Source organism: Psychromonas sp. 14N.309.X.WAT.B.A12 (genome assembly GCF_030397575.1).
Lineage (GTDB): Bacteria > Pseudomonadota > Gammaproteobacteria > Enterobacterales > Psychromonadaceae > Psychromonas.
The window spans coordinates 55,609-71,707 of sequence record NZ_JAPNXS010000007.1; the positions used below are offsets into that span (position 1 = coordinate 55,609).

The 16,099-nt window shown below is 36.3% G+C and carries 12 protein-coding genes; 3 read left to right on the forward strand and 9 right to left on the reverse strand.

Annotation, left to right across the window (positions count from 1 at the left end; all coding sequences use genetic code 11):
• Positions 1-12: 12 nt before the first annotated feature.
• A complete protein-coding gene (locus tag OW492_RS10520) occupies positions 13-4,818 on the reverse strand; it encodes an NAD-glutamate dehydrogenase (protein ID WP_290039914.1) in 4,806 nt (1,601 codons plus the stop codon).
• A 408-nt stretch (positions 4,819-5,226) separates the two neighbouring features.
• The gene (locus tag OW492_RS10525) at positions 5,227-5,826 is read right to left on the reverse strand and encodes a DUF4202 domain-containing protein (RefSeq protein WP_290039915.1); all 600 of its coding nucleotides are present in this window, start codon (positions 5,824-5,826) and stop codon (positions 5,227-5,229) included.
• Between the two features lie 261 nt (positions 5,827-6,087).
• On the opposite strand from OW492_RS10525, the gene OW492_RS10530 reads away from it, so the two are divergent.
• Positions 6,088-6,249, forward strand: a complete 162-nt coding sequence (locus OW492_RS10530) for a hypothetical protein (protein WP_290039916.1) — start codon at positions 6,088-6,090, stop codon at positions 6,247-6,249.
• 275 nt (positions 6,250-6,524) lie between these two features.
• Here OW492_RS10530 and OW492_RS10535 read toward each other — a convergent pair whose 3' ends face one another.
• The 6 genes from OW492_RS10535 to OW492_RS10555 form a co-directional block, all read right to left on the reverse strand.
• On the reverse strand, positions 6,525-7,457 hold the full coding sequence (locus OW492_RS10535) for a DMT family transporter (RefSeq protein ID WP_290039917.1): 933 nt from the start codon (positions 7,455-7,457) through the stop codon (positions 6,525-6,527).
• Positions 7,458-7,657: 200 nt separating this feature from the next.
• Positions 7,658-8,041, reverse strand: coding sequence for a GtrA family protein (locus tag OW492_RS17035; RefSeq protein WP_354669231.1), 384 nt, complete (start codon positions 8,039-8,041; stop codon positions 7,658-7,660).
• Positions 8,034-9,428 carry a glycosyltransferase family 39 protein gene (locus OW492_RS10540; RefSeq protein WP_290039918.1) on the reverse strand — a complete coding sequence of 465 codons (1,395 nt, stop codon included), beginning with the start codon at positions 9,426-9,428 and terminating at the stop codon, positions 8,034-8,036. The genes OW492_RS17035 and OW492_RS10540 overlap by 8 nt, the downstream gene beginning before the upstream one ends.
• Positions 9,428-10,450 carry a glycosyltransferase family 2 protein gene (locus OW492_RS10545; RefSeq protein WP_290039919.1) on the reverse strand — a complete coding sequence of 341 codons (1,023 nt, stop codon included), beginning with the start codon at positions 10,448-10,450 and terminating at the stop codon, positions 9,428-9,430. The genes OW492_RS10540 and OW492_RS10545 overlap by 1 nt, the downstream gene beginning before the upstream one ends.
• Positions 10,451-10,560: 110 nt before the next feature.
• A complete protein-coding gene (locus tag OW492_RS10550; RefSeq protein ID WP_290039920.1) occupies positions 10,561-11,970 on the reverse strand; it encodes an ATP-binding protein in 1,410 nt (469 codons plus the stop codon).
• Positions 11,967-12,644: a response regulator transcription factor gene (locus OW492_RS10555; RefSeq protein WP_290039921.1), complete on the reverse strand. Its 678-nt coding sequence runs from the start codon at positions 12,642-12,644 to the stop codon at positions 11,967-11,969. The genes OW492_RS10550 and OW492_RS10555 overlap by 4 nt, the downstream gene beginning before the upstream one ends.
• A gap of 833 nt (positions 12,645-13,477) precedes the next feature.
• Here OW492_RS10555 and OW492_RS10560 point away from each other — a divergent pair.
• A complete protein-coding gene (locus OW492_RS10560) occupies positions 13,478-13,897 on the forward strand; it encodes a DUF3429 domain-containing protein (RefSeq protein ID WP_290039922.1) in 420 nt (139 codons plus the stop codon).
• A gap of 229 nt (positions 13,898-14,126) precedes the next feature.
• On the opposite strand, the gene OW492_RS10565 is transcribed toward OW492_RS10560, so the two are convergent.
• Complete coding sequence (locus tag OW492_RS10565; protein ID WP_290039923.1) at positions 14,127-14,876, reverse strand: sulfite exporter TauE/SafE family protein; 750 nt, start codon at positions 14,874-14,876, stop codon at positions 14,127-14,129.
• Between the two features lie 314 nt (positions 14,877-15,190).
• Here OW492_RS10565 and OW492_RS10570 point away from each other — a divergent pair, with 314 nt between their 5' ends.
• On the forward strand, positions 15,191-16,093 hold the full coding sequence (locus OW492_RS10570; RefSeq protein WP_290039924.1) for a LysR family transcriptional regulator: 903 nt from the start codon (positions 15,191-15,193) through the stop codon (positions 16,091-16,093).
• Positions 16,094-16,099 lie beyond the last annotated feature (6 nt).

The window sequence follows — 16,099 nt, forward strand, 5'->3', positions numbered from 1 at the left end:
ATCAACGATTATTTAACTCTTAGATAGGTCAAGTAACTCTCTTAGCGCAACTTGACACATACTAAACTCGGGCGTGCTCACTGCTGATAAAGCCTCTGTCATCTTGTGCCAGCGAGTAGCTAGATTTTTATGTAGCTCTAACCAATCGTCATAAGCTTTTACAAACTCTTTACCTTCAATCATTAATAAGATTGCTCTGGTAATGCGTTTTTGTTGCCACTCTAAGTCATCTCGCATCGCTTCTCTCGCTAATAACTGCCAATGACTATCAACAGGTAACAAGTTTAGCTGTGCAGAAATATCTGCTAGCTTGAGATTCTCTTCTGAGTAAAAATAAACACTCGCAGCAAGTTGTGGGTCTAGTTTTAATTTACTCGCAACATCAATAATATTAAGCAACGCATAAGATTGCTCTGTATTACAGAGTTTTTCTGCAAGTATCGCAGGTACCCCCTCTTTTTCAGCCTTGTCTAACTCAGCTTGACGTTGTTTTAAGCTTTGCTCACTTAATAGTTTAGGTAAATTAGCCTTCACTTCTTGCAAGGACGTACGGTATTTCTTAATTAAAGAAGCACAATCCAACTGCTCTCTATGACTTCTAATTATCCAGCGTGAAGCATGGCGCACCATACGTTTTAACTTATTAATTAACTCCGCTTGTACGGCACTGGCTATCTTATTGTCTAATGACTCAATTTCAGCTAACAACTCAGGTAAATCAAAGATATCACGCGCAGCAACCCAAGCTTTTGCTAGCTCTAGGAATGAACAACCAGTACTGGACATAATACGATAAGCAAAAGAAGCGCCCATAATATTAAAGAGATCATTACTTACTTTAGTCGCAACAAGTTCTGACAATAAAGAGTGCTCATGAATTTCAGCTTTGTACGCTTTAACTAACTCAGCAGGAAAAACCTTTTCAGCCTCTTTAGCTAAATAGCCATCTTCTGCAATACGTGCTTTAGCTAATTCTTCTTTCATCTCATTTTTAGCATAAGAGATCATCACTGAAATAACTGGGCGTGTTAGCCCTAAGCCAGCATTTTTGCGTTCCGTGATTTCCTCATCGCTTGGGATAAACTCTAAGCTTCTATTTAACTTGCCTTTTTCTTCTTGGCTATTAATTAAGCCACGTAACGACTCAATACTTTTATGTCCTTGAAGGAAAGATAAGCTAATACTTTGCGCTTGGCGGTAATTGTTATGCAACACTAAATCAGAAACTTGATCGGTCATATTCTGTAACCAAACATTACGCTGCTTAACGGTTAAATCTCCCTTTGAAACTAGTTTATCCAGGAGGATTTTAATATTCACTTCTAAATCTGAACAGTTTACGCCAGCAGCATTGTCAATCGCATCAGTGAAACATTGACCTCCATGATTAGCAAACTCAATACGGGCACTCTGAGTCATCCCCAAATTACCGCCTTCACCAATCACTTTACAACGCAACTCCTTACCATTAACACGTAAGATGTCATTCGCTTTATCGCCAACATCAGCATGGCTCTCTTTACTGCTCTTAACATAAGTACCAATGCCGCCATTCCACAGTAGATCAACTTGTGCTTTAAGCAATAATGAAATCAGCTCTGTTGGTGTAACCTTTGCTTTTTTAATATCAAAGGCTTTTGCCATTTCCGGCGAAACGGCTATCGACTTAGCAGAGCGCTCAAAGATACCGCCACCAGCAGAAATTAACTTAGTGTTATAATCCGCCCAACTCGTTCTTGGAGTATCAAATAGACGTTGACGCTCTTCAAAGCATGCATCTAAATTACTTGGATTTGGATCGATGAAGATGTGTAAATGGTTAAATGCAGCCATTAACTTAATCTTCTTAGAACACAGCATTCCGTTACCGAATACATCTCCAGCCATATCACCAATACCAATCACTGAAATAGGTTGCGCTTGAACATCAATACCTAATTCTCTGAAGTGACGCTGAACACTTATCCACGCACCTTTAGCGGTAATCCCCATTTTCTTATGGTCATAACCATTACTGCCGCCCGATGCAAAAGCATCGTTTAGCCAGAAATTACGATCCGTTGCTAACTCATTAGCAATGTCAGAGAAGGTCGCTGTCCCTTTGTCAGCTGCAACCACTAAATATGGGTCATCATTGTCGTAACGCACCACTTGTTGTGGCGGTAATAGATTACCGGCTTCTAAATTATCAGTAATATCCAATAGCGCACTGATGAACATTTTGTAACAAGTAATCCCTTCTTGCATGAAGGTATCTCTATCCATTGAAGGGTTAAGGTGCTTAGCAACAAAGCCTCCTTTAGCACCTACCGGTACAATCACCGAGTTTTTTACTTGTTGTGCTTTTACTAAACCTAAGACCTCTGTACGGTAATCTTCACCACGGTCAGACCAACGTAAACCTCCACGAGCAACATTACCGCCACGAAGATGCACACCTTCAAAACGTGGTGAATAAACAAACACCTCGTAACTTAAACGGGGCAGTGGTATTTCGCTTATTTTTTTGTGATCAAATTTAAAGCTAATATATTCTTTAAATTGTCCATCTTGTTGTTGGAAATAATTACTACGAATCGTCGCCATAATTAGCTCAACATATTTGCGTAACACTCGATCTTCATTGAGGTTACTCACTTCGTTTAGCCCTTCTAAAATATTATTTTCCATTGCGGTTTGTTTTTCGAGACTCATCTGCTTTTCAGGATTAAAGCGCGCATGGAATAACTCAACAATTTGTTTAACAAAGCCACTGTGATCTAGCAGAATTTTAGCGATAGCATAATGGCTGAAACCAAAGCGGATCTGTTTTAAATATTTAGCATATGCACGCAACATCGCAATATCACGCCAAGCGATACCAGCCCCTAAGATAAGTTTATTAAATGGGTCATTATCGGTTTGTGCATACCAAATTGCTAAAAAAGCATCGGAGAACAAATGACGGTAACTTTCAGGGTCAAAACCGGCATCATCTCCATACAATAAAGTAAAGTCATATAACCAGAAGGTACTTTCACCAGCTGGACAAACTTGGAATGGGTATTCTTGCGCCACTTTTAATCCTAAATTTTCTAAAATAGGGATTAAATCGGATAGCAGCAATGCGCCGTCTTGGTGGAATAGTTTTAGTTTTAAACCACTGTTATTCGCTTCAATAGAACGGTAGAAACGTAATCCCATTGAACGTTCAGGGGATTTAAATAACGACTCAATACGTGCAATGTCGGTTACCGCAACACGAGAACTAAAGCTATCTTGGTAGCTAGTAGGAAAAGCTGATGCATACTTACGAGCCAGTTTCACAGCCGTTTCTTCACCGTAGTTTTCAATTAACGACTCTTGTAGTTCCTCACTCCACGCTTTAGTTATCTGCTGCATACGTAATTGAATAGCGTTAGTTTCTAAGTCACCTTGATAAGGCTTATCTAGATGAATCACCAAACGCAGACGAGCTAGATTGGACTCACTTAAGTAAGTTTGAAAGTCACTATCCGCAATATCCATAGTGCGCGACAACAGCTCAACAAATTTCAATCTTACTTCTGTATTGTATAGGTCGCGTGGTACGTATAACAGAGCGGTCACAAAACGTTTATTACCGTCTGTTCTTAGGAATAATTTAAGCTGCTTTCTTTCTTGGGCATGTAACACTTCAATCACATTGTTAAGCAAGGTCTCCTCATCACATAGCAATAAATCCTCCACCGCATAAGTGGATAATATTTGTGAGAGCTCTTTGTAGTAATGACTGCCTAAACTTAAACCTGATTGCGCTAAGATATTGCTTATTTTATGGCGAATAACCGGAATACCTAATGGGCTGCCACTGTATACAGAAGATGTGTAAAGACCGATTAAACGAATCCCACCAATCAAATTACCCTGCTTATCGAATTGTTTAATATAGACCACATCAGGATAAGCAATACGATGAACTAATGCTCGCTGCGATACTTTACTAAAATGCAGAAGCGAGCTATTTTTCAGCTCATGTAAACAATCAAAGTGCTCTTGATCAGACATAAACTTATTATGTTTAAATAACCCTAACGCACTGCCTTCTGTAATACTGATCACATCATCTTTAACTTTAAATTCATCACACGCTAAAAAAGTAAAATGATCATCTAACATCCAACTCAAATAAGTTTGCTGCTCGTCAAAACCATCTTTTTCCGTGATAACTGCGCTTTCTTTTTTACTTTTTTGAATAGCTGACTTTACTTTGCTTTGAATAGTTAGGTAATCATCAACCACTAATGACACATTAGCTAAAGCTTGCTCTAAACTACTTTGAATTTTAGCGCGCTCAGTAGCAGAACTAGTTTGGTCGATTTCAATATATAACAGTAACTCAGTATTTAAATCATTAACTTTAATATCATCGGTATTGAGTTTTTTTAATTTTCCACTGACGGTACGCTCACTACATATTTCACTGTAAAAAATTCGGTGTAATTTAGTATTTAATTTGTTTAAAGTTATTTTGATAGTATCAATAACAAAGGGAATGTTACGGCTTAGAATACTGATAATGGTATGAGTGGATTGCCACTCGTCTTGCTCTACATCTGGATTGAATACTTTAACCTTTGCCGCTTGCCCTTTCCAAACGTGCACCTCTCTCCATAATGAAACCGTTAGGCCCGCTAAATCGTCAGGACTAATAGTAGCTAAATCTACAATGCTAACATCACGATAAATACCGGAAATAAAATTTTCTAATAAAGGTTGTTCTCGCACCGGGAAGTGTGCTTTTAATTGAGTGAATACTTGCTCGAGAATGTCTAACTTTTGGCTCATTTTGCTATTCATGTACACCTACCTACTATTGAAGAGTAACTACATAACTTAAGGCTAAGTAAAAAGAATTAAATAAACAATACAATAAATTAAGAAGCGCTTATTAGCACACAAAAAATCACTAAATAGTGCGATTAAATACATAAAATAAAAAATAGTTTTTTACTTAGAAAAAGATAGAAAGGGGAAATAGACTTTTAATTGCATAAACCAGTATTTTTAGACAAAAAATGATGTTTTAAGACAATCCAATAAATCTGCTTTATACCAATTAGATTAGTCAAAAGAAGTAAATAAATGATAATAATTGACAAGCCTCGTACAGGGGAACATGACGACTGAATCAGACAGGGAGCAATGAATCAACGCAGCCCCCTATAAATAGCAAAATCATATCGATTTCATTTTTAAAGATAGAAATTAACTAATGGCTTTAACAATTAAGCTTTGTAGAGGCACGGGTAAAGTAATGCCTCCTGCTAATGCAAACTGGTGGGCATCATCAGACATTTTCTTCCAAGTTTTAAGGATAATCCCCATCCACTTTTCTTCGCTGTATTCAGGATGCTTATTGGCAAACTCAAGCATGTAGTATTCAACAAACACTAAGCCAGCTATATCTTCAAGTAATTGACTATCAGGGTTACGCTTAATAGACTTTTTCCCCACTGCATTTTTAACTTGCTCTATTGTATCTGCTTGATAACCAGCTTGTTGCATTAGTTCAGCCACACGGTTGGCATGAAACGTATAAAGGTTAGTTCGCCACTGGTGATATCCTTGCTTACCTTCTGGGTAATCGCTACGTAATGATTGCCAGCGTTGAATATGCTGCCCTCGCACGGCGATCTGTATTATTTCACTGGCATCATGTTTAAAACGAAACAACATCTCAGTCATTCGCTGTGAATACAATCGCTCTTTAGGCCATTCAACACCTGCAAGCGAAACTATATTAGGATCTTGATTATTTGCATCATCAATTAATGCAATCAGTTGCTCTAGCTGCTGTGTACTCATAGCTTACTCCGATGCTTATCTCAATATTCAATAGATATAAAAAACCTCGAAGATATTAATATATCTTCGAGGTTGAGCAGTCAATTTATAAATGGATTTACTGAGTAGGCGCGCCACTTAACCTTAATATCTCGTTAAGCAGTTGAAAATGGTGAGCTATAAAGTCAGCAGTGTATGATAGCCTCTTTGTCGAGTATTCATAAACTGTCTTGCACTATGTATCTCGCTAATAACTAGATTATCAACAAGAATCGAGGTTTCATGAACATAATCACTAAAACGTGGCAACGCTACTGTAATTGGCTAGATGAAATGGGGTTAACCCCAGAAAATAAACGCTGTTGCGTACCACTTGATGAACGCGCACAAAAAGCCCTTCGTGCAGAGCAAAATCTTGGCACAACAAAAGATGATAAAAAGTAGATAAGTTTACTGGTTATTAATACTCATTAATAACCGCTAACACCGCTTTATTTTTTATGATTGAGCTTGTTTGTAAGCTTTGCCGCCTTTCCACTAAAACAGATTTAGAATATAACTGACAACATCGTTCACATACTTCTTCATTAGTTAATAAGGCGTATCGGAAACAATACTCAAGGTTGGCGAAACGTTGTTATAACAACGACCTCTTCGCATATAAAACCGCATACTCAAAGGTAGAAAACAATAATGGCCCGTCAGAACTCTGTAGTTATTCAATTAGCTATCCGTTTGCGCGTTAGTGCTATTCCAGAAATAATAAATAACATTGCTACCAGGCTGTGCCAATCAATAGTTTCGCCTAAAAGAAGTGCGCCAGTAAAATACGCCACAACAGGAATCACGTAATTTATATAGGAAAGAAATGTAGGACCTGCCGAACCAATAACGGCAAACAAAAGAATGGTGGCAAATGCAGTCGGACCAACACCTAACCACAACATGGATAACGAGGCTTTTAAAGAATAACTTTGTTGCCACGGTAAATCTTGCCACAACCACAATGGCACTATAACGATACTAGAAATAATCATCACACCTGCTGCCGTAACAACAGGATTATAGGAGGGTAATCGCCTCACTAAAATGGCATTTATCGCATAACTAAAAGTTGCGAATAAAATCAATAGACCACTCAGCAAACTACTGTGGGCACCTACAAGTGACGGCCAAAGCACAATCACCACACCAGTAATGCCTAATATAAAACCAAAAACTTTAAAGCGGTTAAGGCTTTCTCCAGACACAAAATAATGCGCCAAAATCATTGTCGCTAACGGCATAAATGCCATCAATAACCCCGTAATGCCCGAGCTAATATCCTTCTGACCTGTTGAGATAAGAAAAAAAGGCAACAAATTACCCATGATACCTAACAGTAAAAAGATCGCCCAAGCCAAGGGCTCCACAGGCAAACGCCACCCCTTGCCATACATAAAGAGAGTGAGAATAATCGCTGCAATCAAGACTCTAAGAGAGACGATAGCCACAGGACTAAAGCTTTGAAGTGAGACAGCGGTAAACATAAATGATGTTCCCCACAACAGAATGAGTAACAGCAGAGAAAGCCAGTCTTTAACGGTAGGCATATAGTTGAGAGTCATGTGTTTGATCCAATTAGCATTATGACTAGAGAGTTTAACCGACACCCTCGTACTTTGTTGAGGTTTTAATATAGAATGACAGAACACCCAAAGGTTTTAAATCGCAAAATTTTGATTTTATTGCAATTAACTATTGGGTGTCCAGAACTTCACAGAACTTCACAGAACTTCAATAACTCAATCCAGGTACGAACTGATATAGAAATATTAATCAGATAGTCTGGTAAATAAGTGAACACCAAGAGTTAGCATTCCTTGTAAACGAACTTATCACTCAATATAAAATTACTAATTGTTCCTGCAATCACTCCTCCTATAAATGCTATATGAATAAAATTAGGTTGTGGTAAAACGGAAGTTAACAGATAAAAAAACGTTATATTTGGTAATAGCGAGCAAAGAGAGCTAACAAAAGCTCTTCTAAGTTGTTTATATATTGGTAATTGCTTTCGCTCTTGAAAAGTAAATGTTCGGTTCCCATACCAAGTAACTAACACAGCAAAAATAAATGCTGTAATTCTAGAGCAATACATTTCAATACTCACTACGTCAAATAAGAACCAAAAAACACTGGCGTCAATACAGAACGCAATTGCCCCAACGGTTAAAAAGCAGAGTTTTTTATTCATTTTGGTTATTCGAACAAAAATACAGAGAGCGCTTTCTATTTTTAGTTTTGAAACTACAGTTATTTAATATTTTCATATTATTTTTGATTTGATTATCAGCTGTCACAATGTAGTAGGGTAACGTAGTTTTTTGATTCTCTTCCCTCCAGATTTTAGCTTGTCCTTGGGTGTAAAATCTTCCAGAAAAACTGTAGTTATTAATATAATAGACTGGAAATTTTTTATTTGTTGCTTCTATTAAAACAGCATCACTTTTTGCTTCAAAGGTTGGTTTTCCAAATATTAGTAAGCAGACGACAACAACAGGTGCAAAACAACCAATGGATATTTCACCTCGACTCAATGTTTGCTTTCTCGAAGTTAATAACAAAGCCAATGCAGGTAAACCAGGTAATACATACATAGGTAAAATATTGCCCGAAAATGTAAATAATAACATGGGAGAAATTAACCAACAGAGCAAAAAAGTATGCCAGTTTTTACTTTCACTATCTGTAAAAAGCATTCTCTGTTTTGAGCTTTTGATTAGTCGATATAAGAGAACCAAAGACCAAGGAAATGCGGTGTATAGCCAAAACAACCAGATCATTCCTCTAGGCTCGTCATGTGCATTACCATAAAGGTCTCCATTCCAACCACTAACAGTAAATCGAGACCAATGCTCACCAACTAAGAAGTAATGAAGAAAGCCTGGCGTTGTTTGTTCTGCAACTATATACCATGGACCAGCAATTATTAACGATAGTAAGAACCCTGAAAAAATGGGAATACGCAACCAAAATTGTTTCGCCCCTTCTAACACTCCATAATTAATAATGATCCAAGGAAGAATAGATAGGCCAATCAACACAATAATAAGTGGTCCTTTAATCAATAGACCAAGACCTATTCCAACGAACCCTAAATAAGCATATTTTTTACTATGGTTTTGCCATCCAAAATAAAAACCAAACATAGATAAGGTCATTGAAAGTGTTAACAATGAATCAGTCATAATCGCACCACTTGCGATATAAAACCCAGCGCAAGTAAGTAACACAAACATACTCAGTGATGGCGACATACGTTTTCTATAAGCAAAATACCCAACAATAAAGATGGTTAGTATGCCACTGATAAAATGAGGAAAACGTAATGAAAACTCACTTATTCCTAATATTTTTCCTGATAATGCACTTACCCAAGTCTGCATAGGAGGCTTACCCCAAAAAGGCACATCATAGTTAAATAAAGGAGTGATCCAATTATTGGTTTCCACCATCAAACGAGCCATTTCTCCATACCTGGCCTCTGTGGTATCCATTAAAGGATATAATTGGAGTGAAGCTAACCGAATAAGCATGATAACGGAGATAAAAATGGTAATGCGGATAGGTAACTTCTGCATTATATGACCTCCTTTCGAGAGCATGAGATTGAAATGACCTTACTCGTTTCTGCTGCTGCTTTATTCACTTCAGACGCAACAATAAATCGAGGTCGATTCTTAACCTCATTATAAATTCTCCCTACATATGCACCTATTAAGCCAATCGACAGTAACTGCACTCCCCCTAACCCAGTAATAGCAACAATAATGGTAGGGAATCCTGTCACCGTTTCACCTAAGATGAATGTTTTTAAAACAGTAAAAACAGCATAAAAGAATGATCCACTTGCAATTGCAGCTCCAAGGTAGGTCGCTATTTGTAATGGTTTTGTACTAAACGAAGTTATACCATCCATCGCCAAAGCGAGTAATTTTTGTAACGGCCACTTTGACTCTCCGCTAAACCGCTGATCTCTATCAAAACTTAAAATAACTTGATTAAACCCCGGCCAGGCTAATAAGCCTTTCATGTATATATTTTTTTCTCGTAATTGAATTAACTCCCTCACGACTTTTTTATCTAACAACCTAAAGTCGCCAACGTTTTCTGGAATATCGCAATCAGCTAAACGATTAATTATTTTATAAAACAAAAAGGCAGAGACTTTTTTAAACCATGACTCCCCATATCTTTTATTACGCTGCATGCAAACAATATCCGCCCCCTCTTTCCATTTATCAATCATAGAAGGAATCAACTCAGGTGGATCTTGCAGATCTACATCAAGAATAATAGTGAAATCACCCTCCGCTTTACTTAACCCAGCTGACATAGCAGCCTCTTTACCAAAGTTTCGACTTAAATTAATTAATGTAAAGTCGTATTCTAAATTGGTTAAGTTTTCAATTATTTGAGTGCTTTTATCATAGCTTCCGTCATTCACATAAATAACATGGACTTGCATATCCAATAACTTTACAACACGATTTAATCTAGAATGGAATTGGGGAATTACATTTTCTTCGTTATAAATTGGGACAACAATAGAGCAAGCCCCTGCATTTTTCTGCGTGGTATCATTAGAGGTATGTAAGATCATATAAAGTTTCCTAAGTTAAGATAGGAAACACTATTTCATGGAAGACTTAAGGTTCACTTAATATAAACTGAATGTTTAATATAGATAATTAAAATACCGCTATCTAGCCGCTAGTTAAATAGCACATCAAACGTAATCGTTTTTTGAGTTAATGTAACTTTAATGTCTGCATCAATGGCATCACAAAGAGAAGCAACAATGGCCAACCCCAGGCCAAAATTTTCACTAGAGCTACGAGAAATATCTTTTTGCCACATAGGCTCAAACATATTCTCTAAATCTTCAACAGATAATGCTTCAGATACTTCATTAGAGATTGAGACATGAGGTAACTCGCCCACTGACTCTAAAGTAAGCAATATCACAGACTCCTTAGGACTATATTGAATAGCATTATTGATTAAGTTTTTCAAAACGGTTTCTACTGCAAATAAATTATTTTCTAAAGGAGGAAGCTCAGTTTGAAAATTCAAAATGATGCGACTTTCATAAGGAGCATATAGTGCATGAATAATTTGTTGATAATCAAAAATATCATCCTTAGGAAGTCCATTACCAGATAACTTATTTAACAATAAAAGATTTGAGATAACATTTTTTAAGCGCCAAGAAATACCTAACACTTGCTGTGGGTAATCAGCTTTGGATATTTTATCTTGAGGGAATTTGATAACAACTTCAGTAAGGTTAATCAACTCTGTAATAGGGGTTTTTAATTCATGTGCAATGTCTGAAGTTAACCGTTTTTCTTTTTCATATAACGTTTTATTCTGATCAATAAAGCTATTAATACTATCTATAAAAGGCACTAATTCTAGCGACAAGTTTTTATTTGATAGCTTTAAATTTTCATCGCTTATTTTAATTTTTTTAAGCTCATTATTTAATTCATTCAGTGGAATTAACCCTAGATCAACCTTATTTCTCACCACATATACAACTAAAAAAACAACAATAAACGTCGCCAGAACAAACAAAAAGTCTAGAAAAACTAGTATCCCCTCTGTATCTTCTGTAGAAGCCGCATAAGCTAAGAGCATTGTAGGTTGAGTTACACCAGCCTCTTTTAAATGTGTGTAAAACCCAGATCTTTTGGCAGTATCGACTTGTGCCTTAAAAGAGTAATAAATAATTAACCCGTCACGCCCATCGGGTAAGCGAGTCTCAATAATTTTCTTTTTACCTTCCAATAAAGGTACAAAAGGCAAACTATTATTTAATTGAAAATCTAATGAATCTGATTTTTCATAGACTTCATCACCTATCCATAATTGAAAATATTCCGCGTTATTTTGCCTCTCAAATTCAGGCATAAACTCACCAGAAAATTCAAACTCAACACCGCGCTCATCTTCTGATACTAAAGCAACTAATAATGAAGCTTTACTCATAAGTGACTGTTCAAATTCTTTATCGACCCAATTATCGAGTACGACATCTATAATTAGCATCACTAAAGCAAAAACAAGCGAAAGTGAAATCGATAGGCTTTTAACTAAATTATTTCTGATAGACATCATAAAGTTTGATCAACCATGTAACCAAAACCACGCTTATTAATAATTGGTAATATTCCTCCAGCTGCTTTTGCTTTTTTTCTCGCTGAGGATAAATGAGCCTCTATTGTATTTTTAGACATAGAATCATATTGCCCAGCCAGGTACTCACTCAATTTTTCTGGAGAAAAAACCAGTTTTCTTTGCTTAAAAATACATTCAATTAACTTATATTCATTTGGTGTTAAATTAATATTTTTTCCATGAAATGAAAGAGTAAATAATTGAGTATTTAAAATAAAATCATTAACCTCAATAATATTTTCATCTATTAGCAAAGCGCCTCTTCTAGATAGAGCTTGTAAACGAACGTGTAACTCATCAAAAGAGAAAGGTTTCGCTAGATAATCATCAGCGCCTGAGACTAAGCCTTCAATTCGATCTTCCGTCTCGCCCTTAGCTGATAGAATAAGCACTTTTAATTCACTTTTTTTACGCCTAATTGTTTTTAATACCGTTAAACCATCAACACTAGGCAACATAAGGTCTAAAATCATAAGATCATAGTTTCCCATTGTCGCCATGGTTAACCCCTCAGCTCCATCACCAGTTGCATCAACAGTAAAACCTAAATTTCCTAAGCCCACTTTTAGGCTATTTCTAAGTGATTCAGAGTCTTCAACTAAGAGTAATTTCATATAAATAGTCTCGTGTTTTTGTAAAATTAAATTATGCACTACAAGACTTAAGTTTTACTGAGGAGTCATACTATTTCTTCATCACTATAATTCTGTGAAATATTATTAATATTGATCTATTAAAATTAAGTAAAGAAGTTACTCGAAACAGCACTTCTGGTTGTAGATATAAGTTAGCCTGTTCTAACTCACTTTGTAATGCAAAGTGTTTTAAAGCTATTTTTTAAGTTTATATTAGTTACTGAGTGACTAAACGACAAATCATACTTCCTATTAAACACAATTAAATGAAAGGCTACTGAATGTAACCTTTGTTATCTTTATTTTCCCCAAGTAGCCACAAGTCCTATTGACTTGTTCAGCGGTAGTAAGCCACCATCAGGGTAGAGACGTGTTGATGTTTTCGCGTGCGTAGGAGCAAAAATCAACCTAGATAATTTAGTGAAATAGCTGTGAAATCGCAGACAGGCAAATAACTATAAAAGTTGATGGCTATTCACTACCTTTATCACTGTGGTGTGCAATTGCGTTGAAAGCTTGAGTTTTTGTACTGATTAATGCAGTGCTCATAGTATTCATCATTTGTTTTAAAAATATTTATCAAAGTAACTCAAACAGCCTAAATATATGGGTTTTCTCGTTAGCTGATTAATACAGCCAGAACCCAAAGAAGTTAAATAAAATTGATTGTTTAGATTAAAACAATCAATTTCGGAGATTGAACTATTCATTAGTACTTTTCGTAACTAACTTATAAATCGTTACTTTATTCATATTTTCAAATCGCTACTACAATCCCCAGCTTAAAACACTTACACATAAGGCATGCCACAATGAGAAAATTCATTAACCATATTCAACTTGGCTATTTAGGATTATTGCCATTTTTAGGCTGCGTAGCCTGGCCGATAATGTTTGGAAGTAATAGTGCAAACTTAGCATTTTTTACTTTTTATAGTATTGCCATACTTGCTTTTATGGCTGGTAATCTGTGGCGCGCTGGTGAACAAAGTTATAGCGGTGTGATAAAAGCAGTAGCCCCCGTTATTCCGGTACCATTTTTATCATTTTTGCCTGTTGAATGGACGCTTGCTTGGTTAGGAGCAAGCTTTTGGTTGGTACTTATATTTGAAAAGACCACAGCGCAATGGAAAACCTATCACAAAGATTATCAAAAGATGCGTTTTGTACTGACCTCTGTCGTGTTTATGTGCCACATGCTTACAATAGGTATGAGCCTTTATCCTAAATAACCGTGAGTCGCTTAACCTTGTTTATGGGCAGCCAAATAATTATAAAAGTTTATGGGTGTCCACGACCTTTGATTAGAAAAGTAGATAAACTAGATGGCTCTCAGTATTCATGAAAAATAATCTAACTTATTTTTGAAAGTGAGCCTCTCCTTTATTATTAAATAGTGGCTCTAGTCCCCTACTTTTCCAAGCTAATATCCAAGTTTTTTCAATATTTTTAAATAAGTTATTAAAGTAATGCTTTTAACGACAAGCTAACTCCGGATAAAAACAATAATATAAGTGCAATACGCTTGATCACTTGTGGAGAAATATTAGGTGGGTAACGTTTAGCCAACATTGCGACAATAAAAACACAAGGTAACCCAGCTAAACTACACCATACCATTGGTGTTGTAATTTGATTACTCACGCCCATAATAACAATTCGTAATAGAGAGGAAAGAAAGAAAACACTGAGTAATGTCGCTCGGATGACACTTAAAGCTATTGGCTGACGGTACATTAAATAAGAGATAGGAGGCCCAGAAGTAGCAAATAAACCACCAAAGACTCCAGAAATACCACCAAATACAAAATACACCCAAGACCTGGAAGGTTTAACGTCTTTCTTAGGCTTTACTAAGCTCATTAGACACGCCAAAATAATGCTTACTCCCAATAAGAGTTGCAACCAATGCAGTGCGTTTTCGCCAAAAAAAGTTAATAGATAAACACCAACGGCAATCATTGGAGTAGAGCCAATAAAAAAGATCAAAAAATTCTTTGCATTTACCTGCCTCCACACTCCACCATACAAACTTGTGCCCGCATTCACCATACTTAACACACTCACAGAAAATGCTGCAATTTCTATCGGTACTAAGGAGAATACACCTGCAATACTCATTGCGATTAAGCCAAACGCAAACCCTGTTATGCTTTGTACGTAACTTGCGACGATAAAGGCTAACAGAAGCCATAAAGAAACATCATTCATAAAAACTCAATTAAAAAATTAAAAGTAAATAGTTTATTTTTTACCCATAATATCGCCTGACTAAAGATCAGAGTGATATGTAAGAAATCGTCTAAAATCAAACGCTTTCATATAATAAGCATGAGTTTAATGCTCTCAGCTTTTGGTACATATGAGTAGTGTTATGAATAGCAGAATTTACTACCTTAAATCAGCTATTTCTAAAACTCACAAAACATCTCAACTTTAATCAATATATTGTGATTGTTGTTTATACTAAATAACATTTCATATAGGATTTAGCTATATTCCCGTCAATAATTAGGATAAAAACCATGGATATAAAACTACGACCTATTCGTTATTTTATAGCGGCGGCAGAATGTGGCAGCTTATCTGAGGCAGCTAATAAACTCCACATATCACAACCGAGTATTTCTGCTGCAATTATAGAAATAGAGAAAACACTCGATCTTCAATTGTTTGTACGCTATCCATCTAAAGGTATCCGATTAACCACTCAGGGCATGAAAGTCTTAGAAGAAGCAAGAATCCTGATAAGACATGCAGAATCATTTCGCGTGGCAACAAGCGCTGTTAAATCACAACTAATCGGTAATATTTCTATCGCTTTCTTTATGAACTTAGGATCCAATTATTTATCTGAAATTATTCGAACCTTTAAAGAAAAATATCCCGATATTAATGTTCATATTCACGACTTAGATCAAGCAGCTATTTTCGATGCACTCAGTAGCGGGAAAGTAGAACTAGCATTAACATTTGATTTAAATATCCCCAAATCAATGAAAGCAAAATATATCGCAACTAGAGAGCCCTATGCGCTGTTACCACTCGACGATCCGCTTGCTCAACAAGAGGAAGTTGAGCTAAAAGACCTGGTACAGCGTCCTTATATTTTAATGGATTTACCTTATACTAATGATTACTTTATTTCGCTTTTTGCAAAACATAAGTTATCTCCCAATATACGTTACCGTACTAACTCATTTGAGACTGTTCGCACCTTTGTTGCGAGTGGTTTAGGTGTATCAGTATTAAACTTAAAACCAAAATCTCCAGTCACCTATAATGGTAATCAGGTCGTGATTAAACCGATCAAAGATAAGGTCGATCCACTCAATATTGTGTTGGTACATTACAGTCGATTAGAACCTCGACGCATTGCAGATATATTTTCAGCCCATATTGAATCTTTTTTTGAAGCAGCCTCATAAACTGCT